Below are 20,493 nucleotides of genomic sequence, written 5' to 3' on the forward strand. Positions count from 1 at the left end.
GACAACTTCTGGTCGATTTGCGGGCATAGGAATCACCCTACGTTAACCATGTTGGTTCTGCTGGGCTGCCACCCAGTTTCAATGAGGGATACGATATGTTTGGGCTGAAAAAACCTATCCGCCGGGGGGCGCACCGTACTGCAGAAGCATCGGGCTCATATGGTGGAGGCCACTTCAAGCGGCCAAGTCGCACAGGAATGATTTCAGGAACGCGCGTCGCGACACAATTTGGATGGCGTGATGTAACCAAAATCGTTCCGGGAGATCGGGTGCTTACATTCGATGGTGGTTTGCAGGTTGTGAAAGCCGTTCGCCATGAGCAAGTGGCGCAAATTCCAGGGGACAGCTTATTGGAAGTTCCCTCATCGGCACTTGGGAACCGCGAAACCGTTTACCTTTTGGCAACACAGGACGTGATGATCGAGAGCGACGCGGCCGAAGACCTGTTTGGCGATCCTTTTGCATTGATCCCAGCTTTGGCCCTAGAAGGTTTGCGCGGAATTCAACGTGTGGCGGCAACAGAAGAATTGCGCGTCGTAGCGATCGAATTTGCCCAAGACCAAGTGGTTTTCGCAAACATCGGTGCTTTGTTTTTATGTCCGAGCAGCGAGCAGGCCAATATGGTTGAAGTCGCGGAACTGGACCTTCCGACGTATGATGTGCTTCCAATGCCCGAAGCGCGCCTATTGGCCGAGGCCTATGCGATGGAAGATATCGCAAAACCCTCAATTCAAGAGTACGTCGCTGCTTAATTGGCGGTAAAGGTTTAAGAAAATACGGCGCACTTTTGGGAGGCAGCGCGCCGTATTTTCAATTTAGCGGAGCGGATTAGGCGGCTTTTTCAGTGGCAAAACGGGTGTAAAACACTTCTCCATTCCGCGCCATTTCACGCAGCAGATCAGGCGTTTCAAAACGTGGTCCGAATTTCTCGGTGAGCGCATCACAAAGCTCAACCGCACGACCAGCTCCAAGGATATCAAGCCAGCTAAACGGCCCGCCCGACCAAGGCGCAAAGCCCCAGCCCAAAATCGCGCCAACATCGCCCTCGCGGATATCCATCAAAACGCCTTCGTCGAGCGCCCGTACGGCCTCAAGCACTTGAGCAAAGAGGAGACGGTGCTGTACTTCGGTGAGGTCCGGTTGTTCGTCCGCAACAGGATACCGCGCGGCCAAACCATCCCAAAGCCCCGTGCGTTTGCCCTTGTCGTCGTAGGCATAGAAGCCTGCATTGGCTTTGCGACCCAAACGGCCTTCGTCAGCCATCCAGAACAGCACCGGATCAACGGCTTCGTTTGGATAGGCGTCACCCATCGCGGCCTTGGTGGCCTTAGCGATTTTTACGCCCAAATCGATGGAGGTTTCGTCCGTTAATTGGAGGGGACCAAGCGGCATGCCGACCAGTTTCGCTGCGTTTTCGATCAGGGCAGGTTCAACACCTTCGGCGACCATGCGAATGCCCTCGTTGATGTAGGGAATGATGCAACGGTTCGCATAAAAGAAACGCGCGTCGTTCACAACGATGGGTGTCTTGCGGATTTGGCGGCAGTAATCCAAAGCCTTGGCGACAGCGCGGTCGCCCGTTGCAGCGCCTTTGATAATCTCGACCAACATCATTTTCTCAACGGGACTAAAGAAGTGGATGCCGATGTACTGGTCCGCGCGTTTGCTGGCTTTGGCGAGCTCGGTGATCGGCAAAGTCGACGTGTTGGTTGCAAAAATGCAGTCCGGACCGATCACGGCTTCGACCTTGGCGGTCACTTCGGCCTTGATCGCTACGTCCTCAAAAACGGCCTCGATGATCAAGTCGCAATCTGAGAGCAGTGCATAGTCTGTTGTCGTCGTAATGCGGCTTAGGAGGGCTTCCTTGCTTTCAGCGGTCGCTTTCTTACGGGCGATTCCTTTGTCCATATAACTCGCGCAATAGGCTTTACCCTTGTCCGCGGCTTCTTGGTTCTGGTCCAGCAAAACAACGTCGATGCCCGCTTTTGCAGAAACCAGCGAGATGCCAGCGCCCATCATGCCTGCGCCGAGGACGCCGACCTTTTTGACGCGTTGGTCGGGGATACCTGCGGGACGAACTGCGCCCTTGTCGAGAGCTTCTTTGTTGATGAAAAGGCTGCGGATCATTGCAGTGGAGCTTGGGTTCATCAAGACATTTGTAAACCAGCGCGCCTCAATTTTGAGAGCCGTATCGAAGGGTACTAATGCGCCCTCATAGACAGCAGAGAGCAGAGCTTTTGCGGCGGGGTAGACGCCTTTGGTTTTGCTATGGACCATGGCGGAAGCGCCAACAAAGGTCATGAAGCCCGCAGGATGGTATGGCGCGCCGCCGGGCATTTTATAGCCTTTGGCGTCCCAAGGTTTGAGGATGTCCGCATCTGTCGCGCTCAACACCCAAGCCTTGGCTGCAGTAAGGAGTTCTTCCGCTGGGACGACCTCGTCGATCAGACCGGCCATCTTGGCCTTTTTAGGATCAGAGAGCTTACCCTCAAGCAGGAAGGGGCTTGCCGCCATCGCGCCGAGTTTGCGCGCCAGACGGGTTGTTCCGCCAGCACCCGGGAAAATGCCGACCATGATTTCGGGAAGGCCTATTTTGGCTTTTGGATTGTCGGCGGCGAAAATACGGTGACAGGCAAGGGGCAGCTCAAGGCCGATCCCAACTGCGGTGCCGGGGAGGGCCGCTGCGATAGGTTTGCCGCCTTTGTTGGTTTTGGGGTCCATGCCCGCGCGCTCAATTTTACGTAAAACGCCATGCATAGCCATAGTGCCTTCGAACAGGCCTTTGGCGGGGTTGTCGCCCGCGTCTTCTTTCATCTTTGCAATGACGTTGAGGTCCATGCCGCCCGCGAAATCTGCCTTACCCGAGGTGATGACGATGCCCTTAACGGCGTCATCGGCAAGGGCGGCGTCAACCGCGGCTTCAAGTTCTGCAAAGCCCTCGAGGCTCATGACGTTCATTGATTTTTCGGGAACGTCCCATGTGATAACCGCTACGCCGTCCGCGTCGATTTGAGTTGTGAAATCAGTCATTTACTCTCTCCTTTTGGACCGGAGTCCCGTCGCTTGTGAGATGTCGACGCTTTGAGGTCGTGTTTCTCGAAAATAAGGGTGTGATTGGGAAAGGCTGCTTTCCCACTAGATATCGTCCGGCAAAGGGGTGCCATCGTGACGAGTGAAAACCGGATTTCCTTCGCCCAGAACCACTTTCATGTCTATGTCGGAATAGGTTGCCACCTCATGTGGGGCTCGGGTGCCGATGACAAGGAAGCGTGCTTCTTCGTCGCTTTGGTTGATGAAGCAATGACCATCTGCAACCCCCGCTGGGAACGCGGCGCATTCGCCGACGGTCATTTCTTCTTCGCCCGCGTCCATGTGCAACATGACGCGCCCTTGGGTGACCATAACAAATTCGTCTTCATTGAGGTGCCAATGGCGAAGGGAAGATTTCGCGCCCGGAGCGAGAATGATAATATTCGCGCCGAATTGTGTCAGGCCTCCTGCATCACCGACCCGAAGGGACGTCCGCCCGTCCATTTGGCCAGCAAGGGTTCCCGGATAGATAGATCCGCTTCGAGCTTGGAGTTTGTCCAAATCAACTTTTGACATGTCGCGTTCCTCCTTGCTGTTGGGGTGTTTGAACGGGTTTTAGACCCGTTCGATGATTGTTGCGGCGCCCATGCCAGACGCAATGCAGAGGGTGGCAAGGCCAACCTCTTTGTCCTGACGCTCAAGTTCATCGAGCAATGTGCCGATAATCATCGCACCCGTCGCGCCGAGGGGATGCCCCATCGCAATCGAACCACCACCCGCGTTTACAATCGCTGGATCAACTTCAAACCGCTGCATGAAGCGCAGAACAACCGCGGCGAAGGCTTCATTTACTTCGAACAAATCAATGTCGGAAATATCCATGCCGTGGTCTTTGAGGATTTTTTCGGTCACGGGCACAGGGCCGGTCAACATGATGGTTGGGTCGGTTCCTATTTTCGCAGTCGCACGGATGCGGGCGCGTGGTTTGAGGCCATATTTCTCGCCAAACTCTTTGTTGCCGATCAGGACAGCAGCGGAGCCATCCACAATCCCCGAGGAATTCCCCGCGTGGTGGATGTGGTTAATTTTCTCAAGGTGCGGGTATTTCATCATGGCGACGTTATCAAAGCCGGGCATGACTTCGCCCATCGCTTGGAAGCTGGCATTCAACGCGCCGAGGGTCTGCATATCGGTTCCGGGGCGCATGTATTCGTCGTGGTCCAAAATCGTCAGGCCGTTTTGGTCTTTGATCGTGATGATGGATTTAGCGAAACGATTTTCCGCCCAAGACTGTGCCGCGCGACGTTGGCTTTCAACGGCCAATGCGTCGGCTTGCTCGCGGGTAAAGCCATATTCGGTGGCGATAATATCGGCAGAAATGCCCTGTGGGACAAAGTAGGTTTTCATGGCAACGGTTGGGTCAACGGCGATGGCTGCGCCGTCGCTTCCCATGGGAACACGGCCCATCATTTCAACGCCGCCAGCGACATAGGCCATGCCTGCGCCGCCCTTGATTTGGTTCGCCGCGAGGTTCACGGCTTCCATGCCGGATGCACAGAAACGGTTGATCGCAAGGCCGGGTACTTGTTGGTCAAAGTCGCTGGCCAAAACGGCGGTCCGTGCCAAACAACCACCTTGCTCGCCAACTTGGGTGACGTTGCCCCAAATCACGTCTTCGATGGATTTGGTGTCGAGGTTGTTGCGCTCTTTGACGGCATTCAGGATTTGCGCCGAGAGGTTCACGGAGGTTACTTCGTGCAACGCACCGTCTTTGCGGCCTTTGCCACGTGGGCTGCGCACGGCATCATAAATATAGGCTTCGGTCATAACGGATTCCTTCTTAAGCGCGATCGGCAGGGGAGCCGGGCATCAGATCATAGGGTGTTTTATAGCCGGGTAGGGCTTCGATGCGCGAAAGCCATGCATCGATATGGGGCCAGTCTGCGCGTTCAAAGCCAAAGGGCTCTGGGTAAAAGAGATAGCCGCAGCACGAAAGATCGGCGTTGGTAATGCTGTCTCCAACAAGCCAGTCGTTGTCCGCGAGGGCATCATTGAGGATTTTGTATGTGTTGAGAAGGCGGCCTTGGTTAAAGGCGATCACTTCTGCGGGACGTTTGTCTTCAGGAAGGAAGTTGATCAAAAAGCGCGTCATGCCCGCGACGCCGGACAATTTGTTATTGTCCCAAAGAACCCAGCGCAAAATCTCGCGGCGCTCAGCGGAATCGCGACCACCGAATTTTCCAGTTTTCTCGCTGATGTAATCTTGGATGGCGCCCGATTGAGACAAGTGCAAATCGCCGTCGATAAGGCAGGGCACTTCGCCCATATTATTTATCGCACGATAGACATCTGAACGCGCCCCGCCGTTGAAAAAGTCGACGTATACGGGCTTCCATTCAAGGCCCGAAAGTTCCAAAGCGAGGGCCGCCTTATAGGCATTTCCGCTTTCCCCAAAGCAATAGAGTTGGATGGTCATTCTTGCGTTCCTCCGGTCGAAATAAGTTTGTTCTCTGGTGCTTCAAAGGCGCTATTTTTTACGGGCTTCGAGTTCCGAATTGAAAAGGCGCAACTTGACGGTGAGGTTCTCCTCATGGATCACCGAGTTGAAATTCTCAAAAAGGAAGCTCAACGCCTCGCCTTCGTCTAGACCCGCTTCTGCTGAAAACTTGCGAAGGCGGCGATAGCCATCCTCGGTCATTGCGACAGGAAAACGGCGAGTCAGACGAAAACGTTTGGGCATGAGAAGCTCCTTTGGGGCCTTAAAACTGCTCCGCATCTAGGGCCATAACCGTGTCCGCGCCAGTTTGAATGCGGGCAAGGTGCAGGCTTGTTGCGGGCAATTGTCGGGCCATGTAATAGCGGCCAGTTGCGATTTTCGTAGTGTAGAAGTCTTTGTCCGAAGCGCCACCCTCGATTGCATCATGAGCGGCTTTTGCCATGCGGGCCCACATCAGGCCAAGACAAGTGTGGCCGAACAAATGCATGAAGTCATAGGACCCCGCGAGCGCATTGTTCGGGTCTTTCATACCGTTTTCCACGAAGTACATACTCGCCGCTTGCAGGTCTTTGCTGGCCTGTTTGAGCTGTGGCAAGAAATCATCCTTAAGGGCAGGGTGATCGGCGTTTTCCTTGATGAAGTTTTTGATGATTTCAAAGAAAGCCAGCACGTGTTTGCCGCCATCCGTTCCGAGCTTGCGACCAACGAGGTCAAGCGCTTGAACGCCGTTCGCGCCTTCATAAATCATCGCAATACGGGCATCGCGGGCAAATTGGGACATGCCCCATTCTTCGATATAGCCGTGTCCGCCATAGACTTGCTGGGCGTTGATCGCCATCTCAAAGCCCTTGTCCGTCAGGAAGCCCTTGATGACAGGGGTGAGCAATCCAACAAGGCCTTCGGCGTCTTTGTTGCCAAGCTTGTGCCCTTCGTCGATCATTGAGGCGCCCCACATAACAAAAGTACGGGCGGCCTCAACGAAGCTTTTCTGATCCATCAAATTGCGACGGATATCTGGATGCACAATCAGGGGATCAGCAGGGCCATTGGGGTTTTGCGCCCCAGTCACGGCGCGCCCTTGCAGGCGGTCGTTGGCATAGATGACTGCATTTTGATAGGCGGCTTCGGCTTGGGCATAGCCTTGAAGGCCAACGCCCAGACGCGCTTCGTTCATCATGGTGAACATGGCGCGCATACCTTTGTGCATATCCCCAAGCAGGAACCCACGCGCGGAATCATAGTTCATCACACAGGTCGAATTGCCGTGGATGCCCATTTTCTCTTCAATGCTTCCAACAGATACGCCATTTCGTTCGCCAAGCGAGCCGTTTTCGTTGACGTTGAACTTGGGCACAATAAAGAGCGACACCCCTTTGACGCCTTCAGGACCACCGGGAATTTTGGCAAGCACAAGGTGAATGACATTTTCGGACATGTCATGGTCGCCAGCCGAAATGAAGATTTTCTGGCCTGTGATCGCGTAGGAGCCGTCGTCTTGTGGCTCGGCTTTTGTGCGCATCAAACCAAGGTCGGTGCCACAGTGGGGTTCGGTCAGATTCATCGTGCCGGTCCACTCACAGGACACCATTTTGGGCAGAAATGTCTGTTTTTGCGCATCGGTGCCGTGTACGTGGATCGCGGAATAGGCCCCGTGCGTGAGGCCCTGATACATGTTGAACGCCATGTTGGCGGAAACGAAAATCTCGCCGACGGAGGTTGCCAAAACGTAAGGCATGCCTTGGCCGCCGTATTCGGGATCGCAGTCCAGTGCCGTCCAGCCGCCGTCCTTCATCTGCTCAAACGCTTCTTTGAACCCCTTTGGCGTGTAGACGACGCCATTCTCCAAACGACAGCCTTCGCGGTCGCCAGAGAAGTTGAGCGGCGCAAGCACGTTGGACGCGATTTTCCCCGCTTCCTCAATGACCGCCAAAGTGAAGTCAGGCTCGAGTTCATCATAGCCAGGAACGGCGCTTTCGGACACTTTGAGCACTTCATGCAAAACGAATTGCAGATCTTGAGTTGGGGCTACATAGCTGGGCATATCGGGGTTCCCTTATTCGGCCGCGTTGGGGCGTTGCATCTCGGCGAGGCGCTGTTCGCCCCATTTTAATTGAAGGCGCAAATCTTCGATTGCACTTGTAAGTTCGTCGCGCTGGGCGATCATGTCTTTTAGGCGTTCATGGGCGAGCTGATAGGTGCGGTTCAACTGGGTGAATTGCGCGTCATCCATGTCGTAGAGATCTAAAAGCTGGCGAATGTCTTCAAGGGAAAAGCCAAAACGTTTCCCCTGCAAAATAAGCTTGAGGCGGGCGCGATCCCGTTTTGTAAACAGACGGTGTTGCCCGTCACGCACAGGAAATATCAGCTCTTTTGCTTCGTAAAAACGTAATGTGCGCGGGGTCACATCAAAGGCAATACACATTTGTCGGATGGTCATCATGTCGGTCATGGGGCGCTCCTTGTGGTTGCTTCTGCACCCACACATGGGAGGGTCACTGCAACTCTACAATACAGCTTGACGTTAACGTAAACGAAACGCTACGTCACTTTCTTCCTGACGGCACGTAAGGGGGCTTTTGGTGTTTTTGCGTGCAAAAAGGAGATATCTTAAGGCGCAGACTAGCCGAGGGCCTCGTCGCGTAGGCTCTGCAAATCGTCTATCGTTTCTTGCAACTCAACGGCTTGTGCACGCAACGCAATCAGTTGGCGATCCGCCATTTCCACCCACGCATTCATTTGCGACTTGGTGCCCGCCTCTTCATAGATCATCAACCATTGGCGGATTTCTTCGAGGCTAAACCCAAACCGGCGTCCACGCAGAATAAGGACCATACGCGCCACTTCGCGACCGGTGTAAAAGCGGCTACGACCCTCTTTTTCAGGTTGCAGTAGTTCAATGTACTCATAATACCGCAATGTGCGCGGAGTCACATCGAATTTCGCACACATGTCTTTGAAATTGAGGCGTGTTTGCGTCATGTTCTTGGGTTCTCCTTACAACCAAACCTAGGGTCATATGACGAGCGATTCAATCGCTGGTTTTAGGCGGGTCAGATTATTAGCGCTTGATGCGTCAATCAGTTCGGCCAATAACCGTTTTAAGGAAAGGTGGTCCCATGAGCCATGACAGAACAGAAGTCGCCCGAAAATTTATTGAAGCAATTCCGTTTTCGCAGGCCCTCGGGATGACCCTTGATGAACTTGGCGATGGTGTCGCAGAGATTTCGATGCCCTATGACGCGCGTTTTGTTGGCGACCCTCAAACGGGGGTGATTCACGGTGGTGCGGTTTCCGCTTTAATGGACACCTGTAGTGGCGCGGCAGTCATGAGCCATCCGTCCAATCCAATCGCAACCGCGACGATCGATCTCAGGATTGACTACATGCGCAGCGCCACCCCGGGTCAACGGATCGTCGCACGGGCCGAATGCTATCACGTCACCCGCAGCGTCGCCTTTATTCGGGTAACCGCGCGGGACGATGAGGGCGAAATTCCCGTAGCCTCCGCGACGGGAGCCTTCACACTTGAGCGCGCGCAGGAGAAAACAGCATGAACCGTCGCCCTCCCGAACCCGTTCAGGTCATCAAACAACGACGCGATTCAACCTTGGCAGCGCTGGTCCATGGCGTGCCGTTCATTCAGTTCTTGGATATTCGGTTTGATCGGCGCGGAGACGAATTGACCGCGACCTTGCCCTACAGAGAAAGCCTGATCGGAAATCCGACTTTACCCGCGATCCACGGAGGAGCAACGGCGAGTTTTCTTGAGGTGACGGCGATTATTGAACTGTCGTGGGGCATGCTCTGGCAGGATATGGAGAGTGGGGTGCTTGATGCAGAAACCTTGGACCCCAACAATCTACCACGTCTCCCGAAAACCATTGATTTTAGCGTTGATTATTTACGCACGGGCCTCCCCCGTGATGCCTATGCACGGGCGCGGGTCAATCGGTCGGGGCGGAGATACGCCAGCGTCCATGTTGAAGCATGGCAAGACAACCGCACTCGTTTATTCGCGCAAGCGACTGGGCATTTTTTGATGCCACAAAAGGGCGATTAATTTGACACGTAAAGTCACGCACCGGCGCGTTCTAAAAATTGCCCTCCCTATCGTTATTTCCAATGCCACGGTCCCCTTTCTAGGGATCGTGGATACTGGAGTTGTCGGTCAACTTGGCCTCGCGGCGCCGATTGGTGCGGTGGGCATCGGGGCGATTATCCTGACGGCGATCTACTGGATTTTTGGGTTCTTGCGCATGGGAACGACAGGCCTTGCGGGACAGGCTTTGGGCGCAAATGACCAGCCGGAACTGGCCGCCATTTTGACGCGTGCACTGCTTGTTGGGTTGACCGCCGGTTTGGGGATTTTCCTGCTGCAAGTACCCCTGTTTGCGGGGGCCTTCTTCGTTTCGCCCGCGTCGCCCGAAGTTGAAGGCCTTGCGCGCTCCTACATGGGAATTCGCGTCTATTCGGCACCGGCAATGATTGGGATTTATGGCCTGACAGGGTGGCTTATCGCGGCGGAACGCACCCGCGCGGTTTTGGCAATCCAGTTATTGATGAACGGCGTCAATGTCGGCCTCGACTTTCTCTTTGTGCTCCATTTCGACTGGGGTGTGAACGGCGTCGCCATCGCGACCGTCATTGCGGAATGGGGTGGTTTTGCCCTTGCGCTGTGGTTCTGTCGTGCAACTTTTTACGCGCCCGATTGGCGAAATTGGGGGCAGGTTTTTGACCGTATTCGGTTACAACGCATGCTTTTGGTCAATAGCGATATTATGCTGCGCTCTGTGATGCTTCAGGTGATTTTCGTATCGTTTCTTTTCTTTGGTGCGGATTTTGGCGACGTGCCCTTGGCGGCAAACCAAATCCTCATGCAGTTCCTGATGATTACGGCCTATGCGCTCGACGGATTTGCTTTCGCGGTGGAGGCCCTCGTGGCGCAATCCTTGGGGTCGAAATCCCGCTTTGATCTGCGCCAAAGCGCGCTGCTCTGTACGTTTTGGTCGCTCATTGTTTGCATCGGTTTGACGGTTGTTTTTGCGTTGTTTGGCAAAGACATCATCGATCTTATGGCCAAGTCCGAACCCGTCCGCGCCGAGGCGCGAATTTACCTTGGATATATGATCGCCGCACCGCTCATCGGGATGTGGTCGTGGATACTGGATGGCATTTTTATAGGCGCGACGCGCAGCCGCGATATGCGAAATATGATGTTTTTAAGCTTACTGGTCTATGGCGGAGCGGTGCTGGTTTTGGTGCCTGCGTACGGAAATCATGGGTTGTGGATAGCCCTGTTAATTTCCTTCGTTGCGCGCGCCATTACGCTTGGCGCACGCTATCCATCGCTTGAACGTGACGCGAACCCTGCCTAAAGCCACGCGTCCCTTGCGGTGCCTACGGCTTGCGAAACATGGCTAAACCCGTCGGCCTCAAGATGGGCTTCAAGCCCTTGGGCGATGTCGCGCACCAAGGACATCCCTTGATAAACAAGGGCAGAATAAAGCTGTACCGCTGTAGCACCGGCCCGAATTTTGGCATAGGCCTCTGCGGCATTGGAAATCCCGCCGACGCCAATGAGCGGAAGATTTCCATCGGTGATTTTTGACAGTTGCGCGAGGACGCGGGTGCTTTTTTCAAAAAGCGGCGCTCCAGAAAGCCCCCCCATTTCGTCCCTGTGGCTGCTTTTTAGGTCATCACGATCAAGGGTAGTATTGGTCGCGATGATGGCATCAATGCCTACTTCGATTGCGACTTCGGCTATTTGGGTAAGCTCCTCAACATTCAAGTCGGGCGCAATTTTGAGGAAAACGCGTGTATTGGGCGCGACTTCAGCGCGGACGTCGAGGACACCCTGTAGGAGGCCGCGCAGCGCATCTGCCCCCTGTAAGTCTCGCAGTTTTTCGGTATTGGGCGACGACACATTGACGGTTGCGAAGGCCACGTGGGGACCACAAACGCGCATTACGCGGGCGAAATCATTTGCACGATCGTTGCTGTCTTTGTTTGCGCCCAAATTGAGGCCCACAGGCACGCGAGGTTTTGCGGTGGCAAGACGTGCCGCAATCGCATCCGCGCCCTGATTGTTGAAACCAAACCGATTGATGACGGCGCGATCTTCGGTCAGGCGGAAAAGGCGTGGTTTGGGATTTCCAGGTTGGGCATGAGGTGTCGCAGCCCCAACTTCTATAAAGCCAAAACCTGCCTGCGTCAGGGGCACAATGGCCTCGGCATTTTTGTCATAGCCCGCCGCCAGCCCAATGGGGTTGAGCAGGTCAATACCACAGAGATTGGTCGCCAATCTGTCGCCTCCAACCGGACCGCCGGGCATCGGGACAAGACCCGCATTCAAGGCCTTAATCGAAAGGCTATGCGCTACTTCTGGGGAGCACGCGTGTAGCGCTTTCAGCCCGTATTTCTCAAGAAAACTCATGGAATATCATCGGGAAAGACATGACCATTCTCCCCCATTGGCAAGAGGGCGTGCGCCACCGCGTCGCTGCGTTTTAATTTGCGATACAAGTGCGGGAACTCTTTTCCACCCCGCGAGACTTCCCATTTCAAGGCCTCTCCAAGCGTATCCGCGTCTATTGTGACAAGGACAAGCGTCGGGCTTCCTGCGAAATGTTTCGCGACTGTTTCGCGCAACTGTTCTGCGGTGGAAAAATGGATATACCCATCCGCTAGATCCACAGGTGCGCCCTCGGTTTCCCCGTTTTGCACCAAATCAGCCCATTCGGACTCTTGAAAAACTTTGTAAATAAGCATGGTATTGGAATGCCTTTTGCTTAAACTTTGGTCAAGTCCTTCTTGTCATCTCAACGTTACCTAGGGTCAATAAATGGATTGGGAAAGCAGCCTTTGACTCTGAAGCTGCATTTGGTCAATCTATCGCTCTAGAACAATAATAGGGAGTAATTGATTTCCCTATAAGTTCAATTACTTTTCAATGATTTATGGCGTCGGTGGGTAGAGAATGGGTAGTGGTTGTACTTCGTTTGTTCAATTTCGGGATTTTGGATATTAGGGATTATTGGGGAATAGCACGGGCTTAGCTAGAGATTATGCTGCCGTCTTAGCACAGCCGCCTTTAGCGGACATTGGTGCATTTTGCAGCGGATGACGGCTACGAGCCCACTTTGACCGATGCTGCGGGTAGTATAAAAGTCTGCTTTCGCGAATTCGGGGCTCGTATAAGCGATGTCGGACACAGAGGGCGGTATCTCGGACCTGGATAGGGTTTCTGTGATTTCACAGGGCGCGATCAGTTTTGCGTCGTCGAATTCCATTAATGGATCAACCACTGCCAAATATTCTTGTAGCACAGCTGCATTACGTTTCTTAAATCGGCCAACCATTATCGGACTTGATTTCTTTCAGCGCAAAGCTGCTGGTCATTGCCTTGATGCCAGGCAACCGCCTTAGGCGATTCATGGAAAACTCTGCATAATCGTCCAAGTCTCGGCATACAACTTGCAGCAAAAAATCAGCGCCACCCCCCACCGAATGACAGGACACAATCTTTGGAAGGGTCGCAATCGCGCGTTCGAAGGCACCGGCTTCTTCTTCTGAATGTGTGTCGATCTGGACGGAAACAAATACGAGAACGCCCATACCTAATTGTTTGCGATCCAGCATTGCACGGTAGCCCATGATGAGCCCTTGTTCTTCAAGGCGTCGGGTTCGTCGCCAGCAAGGTGATGTGGACATGCCTGTTTGTACAGCTAGTTCCGCGTTGCTCAGGCGACCATCCTTTTGAAGCGCCTGAAGGATGCGGCGGTCCGCGTCGTCCAAGCCGCCAATGTTATCAGAGGTTACGTCTTCCAAAATGGTAGTTTCTTTCTTAATCGTGGATATCATAGATTGGTTCTGCCCATATTGGAGAATTTTTCGGAATTATCAATGAATTACGACCGTCATAAATGTGATTATTTACCTCGAAAAGGAGATCATCATGTTTACTGGCTTCACTCCCCCTTATAGCGACACCGGAAAGTCCTCACTCGTTACAGCACCGCCGTGGCATTATGCAGGTCGCGTCATGAGCTTTGCTGTCGATGTCGACAAAGAGGCCAGCGCACGGTTTTTGCCAGAGGGCTTTGGTAAACCGACTGGCCGCGCATTCGGCCATTTCTGTGAGTGGCAGGCGACGACGGATGGCTCTGAGTTGCTTGATCCAGCCTACGCGCTCTATGACGAATTCTTTTATCTCTTGGAGGCTGAACACGAGGGACAAAAACGTCTGTTCTGTCCGTTCATCTACGTGACGCAAGATATCTCGATGGTGAGGGGGTTATTGCAGGGCTGGCCCAAGAAGATGGCCTCCGTCCGGATCGCAAGGTCCTATGATCTTGATCATCCTGCAGCGGGTAAAATTCAGAAAGATACCCGCTTGGGAGCAACGGTGGCCGTGAAAGACAGACGGCTAGCCGAAGCAGAGTTGCAGTTGACAGGCGAGATCAGCGAACCCATCGGTTTCCTTGCCACTCCTACGCTTGGTCTAGTGGGGCACCCAACATTGATTGGGGGACCAGATGCGGGGTCGCATCGGCTGGTCAGACAGGACGTATCAGAAAAACAGGTAGGTGACGTCTATGGGGCGACGGGTGAATTGCGGGTCTTGCCCGCTCCGCGCGATGAGTTGTCCGACATCGCCCCGTTGAGAACGACAGAGGCAACGCTTTGTACATTGGCGCTGACGGTCGTTGGCGTGCAAGAGGTCCAGCTATGACTGCTAATGACGACATTGTGCCGCTACGCGGGACCGGCGATCTGAGATTTGCGATTATCGTCGATCCTCAGCTTGCGTCAGGACTGCTCGCAAACACCGTTGCGACTATCGCAATCGGCCTGGGCGCACGTCATCACGGCGCGGGCAACGTCAGAATGACGGATTCAAACGGGGTTACTATATTCAACAGCGCTGATCGGCCTGTGCCAATATTGCAGGCTGATGCTGCAGCTCTCGCGTCTCTTTTAGAAAAGGCACATGCGCCAAGCACCGATCATTCTGTTGTTGCATTCCCTGCATTTGCTCGGTCCCTTCATTCCTTTGAAGAATACGAGAGCGTCTTCCCAGAGCGCCGCTTGATGACAGAAAAACTTGATGGGATCGGTTTGTGTGGCCCATCAAAGTGGGTCCGTTCGTTAACTGGATCGCTCAAGCTTCTAAGGTAAGGACTTCATCATGTTGGACACTTGGACGTACATTAATAATGATTGGTTTGCCGGAGCGACACCGCTCATGTTTGCGACGACCAACGCCGCGTGGCTCGGCAATACAGTATTTGACGGTGCGCGTCGCTATGACGGCGTCTTTCCCGATCTGGCCCTCCACTGCCAACGCGTGGTCCGTTCTGCTGAGATTATGGGCATGATCCCGACCTGCGATGCAGAGACCATTGAGGCACTTGCGAGAGACGGTGCCAAGAAATTTGCATCTGATGCAGCATTGTATATCCGGCCGATGTTTTGGATCGAAGACGGCTTGGGGCCGATTGATCCAACCTCAACCCGCTTCGCGCTGGTTATTCAGGTCATGCCGATGCCTGATGTTTCGCAGGGTTTCAGCGCTTGTATTTCGCCTCTTCGCAAACCTCTTCCCGAAACCGCGCCCACGACAGCAAAGGCATCCTGCCTTTACCCACAGCTTACGCGCGCATGGGGAGAGGCTCGGAAACGTGGCTTCGACAATGCAGTTATGCTGGATGCCCGAGGCGATGTTGCTGAGTTCACAATGCAGAACTTGTTGTTGGTCATGGACAATGAAATCCATACTCCGGTTCCCAATGATATGTTGCTGCCAGGAATTACGCGCGCCCGCGCATTGGGCCTGCTAAGTGACATGGGCCTATCCATCGTAGAACGCAAGATATTACCCGACGAACTGTCTACCGCTGATGAAGTCATCTCGACAGGAAACCACGCACGTATCCATCCCTGTAGTCGTCTCGAAGAGACCCACTATGGTGTGGGACAAATCGGAAAGAAGCTCGTATCCAAATATCGCGACTTTGCTCATCAATCTACCAAGACACTATGACACTCGAAACCGGACCTTGAAAAGAAATAGGCGAATGACTGAAGAGTCCCGCACCTTACCAGTTCGTGCACGACGCACCGAAATGCGCTGTTTCTGGGAGCTGTCATTCGTAGATCGCGCAGCGAAGGCGTAGGAAGGGCCGATTTTGTTGAAAAACTCGTTGTTTTAGGAGCGTTGGAGCGAGCTACTGCATTGATTGTCTTGGATGTCCGATGCTCGCCCCACTTGTTAACCTGTTGTGGGAACCAACGGCTTGAGTTTTGCTAACTTCCGGAGGTTCTGGGCGGTGGCGGCGAGGGTAAATTCGTCTTGGACACCACATGGTCCTCGTAATCGGAGCCTGCCCAAGCCGAGGATGCGTTTGAGATGTGCGAACAGCATCTCGACCTTCTTTCGGCGTTTCTGGGCCGTCGCGTTGAACTCGAATGCTGTGCATTGACGGGCGAAGTCTCTGACAATTTCGTATTTCTCACGGGTGATGCTGCGCGTCGCAGTATTTGGGCAGCATTTGGACTTCGATGGACATGCCTGACACTCCAGCTTCAGGCTGCGATATTGGCGACGGCCAGCCTTGGGTGTGAGCCTGTTGGCGTCGGAATAATTCCGTCGGGTTTGGCGAAGCTCTTTGCCTTCCGGGCAGATGTATAGGTCGTTGTCTTCGTCCCAGGTGAAGTCCGATCGTGACCACGTACCATCCTTCCGTTTGGAGTTATCAAATACAGGGATGAAGGGGAGTATTTGCCGCTTCAACGTGAGCCAGACAAGATTATCAGCAGACCCGTATGCCGTGTCTGCGGCCACCCAATCGGGCTTAAGGCCAAAGCGGTCTTCGGTGCGGTCAATCATCTTGCGCATTGCGCCCACTTCCGCCTGCCGGATTGATCGAGAAGCATCCACATCCACGATGATCCCGTGATCTGTATCGATGAGGTAATTGTCTGAATAGGCAAAGAAAGCAGGCCCCTTGCGCGCCGCAGTCCACTGGCTGGCCGGGTCCGCGTGGGCGGTAAACTTGGGCATGACATCACTGGCTGCGCCAAGGGCCTCGTCATTCAGGGTGTCGAGATACTCGCGCACTGCGCGCGGCGCATCATTGGGGTCAGTTTTGCGGGCCGCCCAATCGTCAGGATTGCTGGAGTTCTGCTTCTGAACATCAGCTGAGATTAAGCTAGCATCAACAGCAAATCCCTGACCCCCGACCAGCCCCTCTTGCATGCAGCGCGCGACAGTCGTCTCGAACACGTGCCGTAGTAAACCGCTCTCGCGGAAACGACCGTGGCGGTTCTTGGAAAAGGTCGAATGATCCGGAATGCTGCCGGTCAGATCGAGACGGCAGAACCACCGATACGCCAGGTTCAGGCGCACTTCTTCACAAAGGCGGCGTTCAGAGCGAATGCCGAAGCAGTATCCCACCAACAGCATCCGGATCAGCAACTCTGGATCGATGGATGGGCGGCCAGTGTGGCTGTAGAAATCAGCTAAATGACCACGGCTGCTGCTTAAGTCGACGAACCGGTCAATGGACCGCAGCAAGTGATCTTGCGGGACATGATCCTCGAGCGAGAACTCGTAAAACAGCGCCGCTTGCTCTTCCTGCATGGGTCCCATCATCGCCAAACCTCCCGTTCAATACACGAATTGAATCAGTGACTGACCGCTAGATCAAGGAAGAGTTTTTCAACAAAATCAGCCCAAAATACCGAATGCTGGGATGTGTACGAATGCCTACTGTCGACCGAATTGGCTTGACTGATGGGTTGAGTATCTAGGGGCTTGCCGGGCACCAAGCGCTTCCTATATTTTTCCCAAAACAAGTTTGGGCAAGTCACGCAATTTGTCACCAGACCCACTTGCTCTTGCGATGACCCATGAGCCCTGCAAGAGCACTAATAACTTTTCAGCGGTTTCACGCGGGTTAGGTGCATCAAGACGTTCAAGATTCGAAGCTGTCACATCGATCCAATTATTGTAGATTATATTTGCCTCTTCGCGCGAAGAAGGCGGTTGGTGCCCGTCAAGGAGTATGCTGGCCACAGGACATCTGCTGCCCTGATCTGTCCGCTCAAACAAGGTGGCGAGACGCTCGCAAAACAAATCAATTGCGGCATGCCAAGTTTGCGATGCTTCAAATGTTGCATCGATAAGGGAAGCCATTTGTTTTCCGGCATCTTGCGCGGCGGCTAGTCCTATGTCGGCTTTTCCGTTGGGAAAGTGGTGGTAAAGCGATCCTTTTGGGACACCACTTGCGTCCAGAATATCAGCTATCGTGGCTCCGTGGTATCCACGTTCCATAAATACCACGTTTGCGGCAGTGACCAATCGATCACGAGAGGTGGTTTTTGAAGCTTTTCGTTGGCTCAAGTTACGGACTCCGCACGAATTAGACGTTTTGGTCTAGACTAAATGGTCTAGCGTCGATATTAAACTGGACCATATAGTCTAGTGAAGGGCTTGTGTTATGCAAGATAAAAGCATTACCCGAAGTGAAACGGTCTCCCTCTCTGCCGATGGCGCGAACCTAGTCGGTACGTCGCGGGTGCCCAGCGATCAACTGCGCGCGTTCGTATTGATCCACGGGGCAGTTGGTGTCCCGCAGACCTTCTATGCCAAATTTGCCAATTGGCTGGCAGAAGCAGAAGGTATCGCTAGTCTGACTTACGATTACCGTGATTTTGGGGCGTCTTCTCAAAAACCAATGCGAGACTCAGATGCGACGATGGCCGACTGGGGAACGCTCGATCAGGCCGCCGCTCTCACGTTTGCAATAAGACAAGCCGATCAGCGGGGCGTGCCACTTTGGGTTATTGGGCACTCTTTTGGCGGCTTTATGACCGGTTTTCACGAAGACGCTAGCAAGATTGATAGGTTCATTGCCGTAGCGAGCGGGCCAGTCAATTGGCGGGAGCATCCGTTGAGCTATATGCCTCTTGCAATGCTTTTCTGGTTCGTTATTGGCCCTCTCGCAACGGTTTTTTCCGGATACCTGCCCGGCAGGCGGATTGGACTGGGCGCTGACTTACCTGCTGGCGTATACTGGCAGTGGCGCAGATGGTGTTTGACCAGAACATTCTTCCGGAATGATTCAGCAATCCCTTGGTTGTCATTGTTGAATCCGTCCCGTCTTCAATGTCCTTTGAAAACGGTCGCATTTACAGATGATCAATTGATCCCACCGCGCACAGTGAATCGACTGAAAGAGCTTTACCCAAAGGCTGATGTCATTGATCAAGTATTCGCGCCGAGTGACTTCTCTCTGAAAAAAATCGGACATTTCGGCGCTTTCTCCGCACGAAATACAGATATCTGGCGCGCCATTATTGATTGATGTTGAAATGTTCTTTGGTCTAGAAGCGTAACACCGCTCATTGGGGATGTAATTCGTTGGACCAACAATGATTTGGCCCCACATACCGCGACAGGCGATAAGGCTGGATGGGATACTGGTGAGATTGCTCAGGACGAAAGCAACGAGATCATCGTAAACGTTGAAATGGAAACGTATTATTTCTGTGTATACCACCCACACATGAAGGCGTCCTTCGAGATCGAATAGTGCGCGCTTATTACTTTTCCAACCTAGGAAAGCTGACATTGGGGCTGGCCGCAGAAACAGGCACAATGGGCTCTTTGCCGACTTTCGCTGCGTTTGCACACGAAATCAACGTCAAATCGGAGGGCGAGCGGCGGCTATGCGGACAAAAGAGACCTTCGCTGCCGTCACTCCAATGTCCGCAAGCTGCTTTTCCCGGCTGGACCGACTTTTGCGCAGCAAGCCAGAATTCACGGATGAAATCCGCAGGCGTCACATCATCACATCTTCCCATTCTGGGTGGCGTGTATATTGGCCCCTGACAAACGGGCTAAGCGGCATGATCTTAAAGTTATTGTCACGTGCGTCTGCAATCAATGCCTCGACCAACGCCTTACCAACACCTCGACCTTCCAGCGCTTCGGGGACACCCGTGTGATCTGCAATTACGCCAGTATCCCCCATTTTCGAGAAAGTAAGTTCAGCTTCGAGCCCATCTACGACGGTAATGTATCTTCCTCGGGTATCGCTCTCTTCTTTGGAAGTTTTGAGATCCACCATCAGTCCGCCTCGAACCCAATTTCACCATGGCTCCCATCACAGAACGGCTTGTTCTTGGAAGCTCCACACCGGCAAAGCGCAAACCTCTGTCCGGTAGCGACACGCCGGCCAGATGCCGCAATAATCTCCAGATTCCCTACTACCATTACGGGGCCGTTTTTGAGCGGTTTGACCTCAAGCGGGCCATCTCGCACTTCAAGCGTATCTGTGTTTTCAGTCGCGTCGGCCACTCCAGTCCCGGTGAAACCAGCTTCAATATGGGAGTTGTCGCAGAATGGCTTGTTCTTCGATTGCCCGCAGCGACACAGCACGGCGCGTTTGCGCGGTTCTTCACCGGGGATACGAATATCTCCGTGGAGCTCGTTTGGACCATTTTCCCAAATGCGGGAGGTGTTCACATTAGGCATCGGTTCATCAGTTCCGTCATCGTATCGTTCGTAGGTCAGCGCGCCGGAAGGGCAACTGTCTATGATCCTTGCAATTTCTTCGGCATTTGCATTTTCTGGAAAAATCCAGGCACCCTTGGCGCCTGGTTGAAACACCGCTGGAAGCCCGAGGACGCAGCGCCGCGCATGAATGCACTTTTTACCGTCGAACTGGACAGAGATATTTTTGCCTTTGACATTGGCCATTATGATTTTCCTTCTTGCTGGGTTTGTAGGCTATAAGGCGGGAGTGTCTAACATCAGCGCTTATGACTCCAATAGGGTGATTTGATCAAAGAGAGTTTCTGGCTCAGGCCAAGGTGTCTTATCGAAAAGCGAGCGAGTTCAAACAAAGAGGGCGTTGCCAAAGACTTCGGCTAGTCACGTGCCAACACCCTCGCTTTTTTTA

24 protein-coding genes are annotated in these 20,493 nt (G+C 53.6%); 9 read left to right on the top strand and 15 right to left on the bottom strand.

Going from position 1 to position 20,493, the window contains the following annotated elements; all coding sequences use genetic code 11:
- The first annotated feature begins 95 nt into the window (after positions 1 to 95).
- The gene (locus AB9F27_RS04570) at positions 96 to 752 is read left to right on the top strand and encodes a Hint domain-containing protein (RefSeq protein WP_335584957.1); all 657 of its coding nucleotides are present in this window, start codon (positions 96 to 98) and stop codon (positions 750 to 752) included.
- Between the two features lie 76 nt (positions 753 to 828).
- Here the strand turns inward: AB9F27_RS04570 and AB9F27_RS04575 are convergent, their stop codons facing one another.
- The 8 genes from AB9F27_RS04575 to AB9F27_RS04610 all read right to left on the bottom strand — a co-directional run bounded on the left by AB9F27_RS04575 (position 829) and on the right by AB9F27_RS04610 (position 8,506).
- Positions 829 to 3,030, bottom strand: coding sequence for a 3-hydroxyacyl-CoA dehydrogenase NAD-binding domain-containing protein (locus AB9F27_RS04575; RefSeq protein WP_335584956.1), 2,202 nt, complete (start codon positions 3,028 to 3,030; stop codon positions 829 to 831).
- A 105-nt stretch (positions 3,031 to 3,135) separates the two neighbouring features.
- Complete coding sequence (locus tag AB9F27_RS04580; RefSeq protein ID WP_369757582.1) at positions 3,136 to 3,606, bottom strand: cupin domain-containing protein; 471 nt, start codon at positions 3,604 to 3,606, stop codon at positions 3,136 to 3,138.
- Between the two features lie 39 nt (positions 3,607 to 3,645).
- A complete protein-coding gene (locus AB9F27_RS04585; protein ID WP_335584954.1) occupies positions 3,646 to 4,857 on the bottom strand; it encodes an acetyl-CoA C-acetyltransferase in 1,212 nt (403 codons plus the stop codon).
- Between the two features lie 13 nt (positions 4,858 to 4,870).
- Positions 4,871 to 5,506 carry a glutathione S-transferase family protein gene (locus AB9F27_RS04590; protein WP_335584953.1) on the bottom strand — a complete coding sequence of 212 codons (636 nt, stop codon included), beginning with the start codon at positions 5,504 to 5,506 and terminating at the stop codon, positions 4,871 to 4,873.
- Positions 5,507 to 5,557: 51 nt separating this feature from the next.
- Positions 5,558 to 5,770, bottom strand: a complete 213-nt coding sequence (locus AB9F27_RS04595) for a hypothetical protein (RefSeq protein ID WP_039002697.1) — start codon at positions 5,768 to 5,770, stop codon at positions 5,558 to 5,560.
- A gap of 19 nt (positions 5,771 to 5,789) precedes the next feature.
- The gene (locus AB9F27_RS04600) at positions 5,790 to 7,568 is read right to left on the bottom strand and encodes an acyl-CoA dehydrogenase C-terminal domain-containing protein (RefSeq protein ID WP_335584952.1); all 1,779 of its coding nucleotides are present in this window, start codon (positions 7,566 to 7,568) and stop codon (positions 5,790 to 5,792) included.
- Positions 7,569 to 7,580: 12 nt separating this feature from the next.
- Positions 7,581 to 7,976 carry a MerR family DNA-binding transcriptional regulator gene (locus AB9F27_RS04605; RefSeq protein WP_335584951.1) on the bottom strand — a complete coding sequence of 132 codons (396 nt, stop codon included), beginning with the start codon at positions 7,974 to 7,976 and terminating at the stop codon, positions 7,581 to 7,583.
- Between the two features lie 170 nt (positions 7,977 to 8,146).
- On the bottom strand, positions 8,147 to 8,506 hold the full coding sequence (locus AB9F27_RS04610; RefSeq protein ID WP_335584950.1) for a MerR family DNA-binding transcriptional regulator: 360 nt from the start codon (positions 8,504 to 8,506) through the stop codon (positions 8,147 to 8,149).
- Between the two features lie 137 nt (positions 8,507 to 8,643).
- Here AB9F27_RS04610 and AB9F27_RS04615 point away from each other — a divergent pair, with 137 nt between their 5' ends.
- The 3 genes from AB9F27_RS04615 to AB9F27_RS04625 are packed head-to-tail and all read left to right on the top strand — an operon-like array spanning position 8,644 to position 10,902.
- Entirely contained in the window at positions 8,644 to 9,081 is a 438-nt protein-coding gene (locus AB9F27_RS04615) for a PaaI family thioesterase (protein WP_335584949.1), read from the top strand.
- Positions 9,078 to 9,587, top strand: coding sequence for a PaaI family thioesterase (locus AB9F27_RS04620; protein WP_335584948.1), 510 nt, complete (start codon positions 9,078 to 9,080; stop codon positions 9,585 to 9,587). The genes AB9F27_RS04615 and AB9F27_RS04620 overlap by 4 nt, the downstream gene beginning before the upstream one ends.
- Position 9,588: 1 nt before the next feature.
- Positions 9,589 to 10,902, top strand: a complete 1,314-nt coding sequence (locus tag AB9F27_RS04625) for an MATE family efflux transporter (protein ID WP_335584947.1) — start codon at positions 9,589 to 9,591, stop codon at positions 10,900 to 10,902.
- On the opposite strand, the gene AB9F27_RS04630 is transcribed toward AB9F27_RS04625, so the two are convergent.
- The 3 genes from AB9F27_RS04630 to AB9F27_RS04640 all read right to left on the bottom strand — a co-directional run bounded on the left by AB9F27_RS04630 (position 10,899) and on the right by AB9F27_RS04640 (position 13,387).
- On the bottom strand, positions 10,899 to 11,960 hold the full coding sequence (locus AB9F27_RS04630; protein WP_335584946.1) for a quinone-dependent dihydroorotate dehydrogenase: 1,062 nt from the start codon (positions 11,958 to 11,960) through the stop codon (positions 10,899 to 10,901). The two genes, AB9F27_RS04625 and AB9F27_RS04630, sit on opposite strands and share 4 nt — an antisense overlap.
- Positions 11,957 to 12,295, bottom strand: coding sequence for a DUF952 domain-containing protein (locus AB9F27_RS04635; RefSeq protein WP_039002689.1), 339 nt, complete (start codon positions 12,293 to 12,295; stop codon positions 11,957 to 11,959). Before AB9F27_RS04635 ends, AB9F27_RS04630 begins: the two co-directional genes overlap by 4 nt.
- A gap of 573 nt (positions 12,296 to 12,868) precedes the next feature.
- Positions 12,869 to 13,387, bottom strand: coding sequence for an Lrp/AsnC family transcriptional regulator (locus tag AB9F27_RS04640; RefSeq protein ID WP_369757583.1), 519 nt, complete (start codon positions 13,385 to 13,387; stop codon positions 12,869 to 12,871).
- 94 nt (positions 13,388 to 13,481) lie between these two features.
- On the opposite strand from AB9F27_RS04640, the gene AB9F27_RS04645 reads away from it, so the two are divergent.
- From AB9F27_RS04645 to AB9F27_RS04655, 3 genes are read left to right on the top strand one after another with little or no spacing between them, the layout of a single operon-like run.
- Complete coding sequence (locus tag AB9F27_RS04645) at positions 13,482 to 14,258, top strand: acetoacetate decarboxylase family protein (protein WP_369757584.1); 777 nt, start codon at positions 13,482 to 13,484, stop codon at positions 14,256 to 14,258.
- On the top strand, positions 14,255 to 14,704 hold the full coding sequence (locus AB9F27_RS04650; protein WP_369757585.1) for a DUF2000 family protein: 450 nt from the start codon (positions 14,255 to 14,257) through the stop codon (positions 14,702 to 14,704). Before AB9F27_RS04645 ends, AB9F27_RS04650 begins: the two co-directional genes overlap by 4 nt.
- 10 nt (positions 14,705 to 14,714) lie before the next feature.
- Positions 14,715 to 15,569 carry a branched-chain amino acid aminotransferase gene (locus AB9F27_RS04655; RefSeq protein ID WP_369757586.1) on the top strand — a complete coding sequence of 285 codons (855 nt, stop codon included), beginning with the start codon at positions 14,715 to 14,717 and terminating at the stop codon, positions 15,567 to 15,569.
- Positions 15,570 to 15,797: 228 nt separating this feature from the next.
- Here the strand turns inward: AB9F27_RS04655 and AB9F27_RS04660 are convergent, their stop codons facing one another.
- Together AB9F27_RS04660 and AB9F27_RS04665 are read right to left on the bottom strand one after the other, a co-directional pair.
- Positions 15,798 to 17,180 carry a transposase gene (locus AB9F27_RS04660; RefSeq protein WP_369757587.1) on the bottom strand — a complete coding sequence of 461 codons (1,383 nt, stop codon included), beginning with the start codon at positions 17,178 to 17,180 and terminating at the stop codon, positions 15,798 to 15,800.
- 183 nt (positions 17,181 to 17,363) lie between these two features.
- Positions 17,364 to 17,930 carry a TetR/AcrR family transcriptional regulator gene (locus AB9F27_RS04665; protein WP_335586896.1) on the bottom strand — a complete coding sequence of 189 codons (567 nt, stop codon included), beginning with the start codon at positions 17,928 to 17,930 and terminating at the stop codon, positions 17,364 to 17,366.
- 97 nt (positions 17,931 to 18,027) lie between these two features.
- On the opposite strand from AB9F27_RS04665, the gene AB9F27_RS04670 reads away from it, so the two are divergent.
- Positions 18,028 to 18,894, top strand: a complete 867-nt coding sequence (locus AB9F27_RS04670) for an alpha/beta fold hydrolase (RefSeq protein WP_335586897.1) — start codon at positions 18,028 to 18,030, stop codon at positions 18,892 to 18,894.
- A 72-nt stretch (positions 18,895 to 18,966) separates the two neighbouring features.
- The gene (locus tag AB9F27_RS04675; protein WP_335586898.1) at positions 18,967 to 19,122 is read left to right on the top strand and encodes a hypothetical protein; all 156 of its coding nucleotides are present in this window, start codon (positions 18,967 to 18,969) and stop codon (positions 19,120 to 19,122) included.
- 249 nt (positions 19,123 to 19,371) lie between these two features.
- Here the strand turns inward: AB9F27_RS04675 and AB9F27_RS04680 are convergent, their stop codons facing one another.
- Complete coding sequence (locus tag AB9F27_RS04680) at positions 19,372 to 19,659, bottom strand: GNAT family N-acetyltransferase (RefSeq protein ID WP_335586899.1); 288 nt, start codon at positions 19,657 to 19,659, stop codon at positions 19,372 to 19,374.
- The gene (locus AB9F27_RS04685; RefSeq protein ID WP_335586900.1) at positions 19,659 to 20,291 is read right to left on the bottom strand and encodes a CDGSH iron-sulfur domain-containing protein; all 633 of its coding nucleotides are present in this window, start codon (positions 20,289 to 20,291) and stop codon (positions 19,659 to 19,661) included. The genes AB9F27_RS04680 and AB9F27_RS04685 overlap by 1 nt, the downstream gene beginning before the upstream one ends.
- Positions 20,292 to 20,493: the final 202 nt, after the last annotated feature.

It is taken from the genome of Falsihalocynthiibacter sp. CO-5D18, from assembly GCF_041205445.1.
Taxonomy (GTDB): Bacteria; Pseudomonadota; Alphaproteobacteria; order Rhodobacterales; family Rhodobacteraceae; genus Falsihalocynthiibacter; species Falsihalocynthiibacter arcticus.

Bases quoted from the DNA above. Each gene is read 5' to 3' on its own strand.
- AB9F27_RS04570 (WP_335584957.1), top strand. From the start codon at position 96: ATGTTTGGGCTGAAAAAACCTATCCGCCGGGGGGCGCACCGTACTGCA.
- AB9F27_RS04575 (WP_335584956.1), bottom strand. From the start codon at position 3,030: ATGACTGATTTCACAACTCAAATCGACGCGGACGGCGTAGCGGTTATC.
- AB9F27_RS04580 (WP_369757582.1), bottom strand. From the start codon at position 3,606: ATGTCAAAAGTTGATTTGGACAAACTCCAAGCTCGAAGCGGATCTATC.
- AB9F27_RS04585 (WP_335584954.1), bottom strand. From the start codon at position 4,857: ATGACCGAAGCCTATATTTATGATGCCGTGCGCAGCCCACGTGGCAAA.
- AB9F27_RS04590 (WP_335584953.1), bottom strand. From the start codon at position 5,506: ATGACCATCCAACTCTATTGCTTTGGGGAAAGCGGAAATGCCTATAAG.
- AB9F27_RS04595 (WP_039002697.1), bottom strand. From the start codon at position 5,770: ATGCCCAAACGTTTTCGTCTGACTCGCCGTTTTCCTGTCGCAATGACC.
- AB9F27_RS04600 (WP_335584952.1), bottom strand. From the start codon at position 7,568: ATGCCCAGCTATGTAGCCCCAACTCAAGATCTGCAATTCGTTTTGCAT.
- AB9F27_RS04605 (WP_335584951.1), bottom strand. From the start codon at position 7,976: ATGACCGACATGATGACCATCCGACAAATGTGTATTGCCTTTGATGTG.
- AB9F27_RS04610 (WP_335584950.1), bottom strand. From the start codon at position 8,506: ATGACGCAAACACGCCTCAATTTCAAAGACATGTGTGCGAAATTCGAT.
- AB9F27_RS04615 (WP_335584949.1), top strand. From the start codon at position 8,644: ATGAGCCATGACAGAACAGAAGTCGCCCGAAAATTTATTGAAGCAATT.
- AB9F27_RS04620 (WP_335584948.1), top strand. From the start codon at position 9,078: ATGAACCGTCGCCCTCCCGAACCCGTTCAGGTCATCAAACAACGACGC.
- AB9F27_RS04630 (WP_335584946.1), bottom strand. From the start codon at position 11,960: ATGAGTTTTCTTGAGAAATACGGGCTGAAAGCGCTACACGCGTGCTCC.
- AB9F27_RS04635 (WP_039002689.1), bottom strand. From the start codon at position 12,295: ATGCTTATTTACAAAGTTTTTCAAGAGTCCGAATGGGCTGATTTGGTG.
- AB9F27_RS04640 (WP_369757583.1), bottom strand. From the start codon at position 13,387: ATGATATCCACGATTAAGAAAGAAACTACCATTTTGGAAGACGTAACC.
- AB9F27_RS04645 (WP_369757584.1), top strand. From the start codon at position 13,482: ATGTTTACTGGCTTCACTCCCCCTTATAGCGACACCGGAAAGTCCTCA.
- AB9F27_RS04650 (WP_369757585.1), top strand. From the start codon at position 14,255: ATGACTGCTAATGACGACATTGTGCCGCTACGCGGGACCGGCGATCTG.
- AB9F27_RS04655 (WP_369757586.1), top strand. From the start codon at position 14,715: ATGTTGGACACTTGGACGTACATTAATAATGATTGGTTTGCCGGAGCG.
- AB9F27_RS04660 (WP_369757587.1), bottom strand. From the start codon at position 17,180: ATGATGGGACCCATGCAGGAAGAGCAAGCGGCGCTGTTTTACGAGTTC.
- AB9F27_RS04670 (WP_335586897.1), top strand. From the start codon at position 18,028: ATGCAAGATAAAAGCATTACCCGAAGTGAAACGGTCTCCCTCTCTGCC.
- AB9F27_RS04680 (WP_335586899.1), bottom strand. From the start codon at position 19,659: ATGGTGGATCTCAAAACTTCCAAAGAAGAGAGCGATACCCGAGGAAGA.
- AB9F27_RS04685 (WP_335586900.1), bottom strand. From the start codon at position 20,291: ATGGCCAATGTCAAAGGCAAAAATATCTCTGTCCAGTTCGACGGTAAA.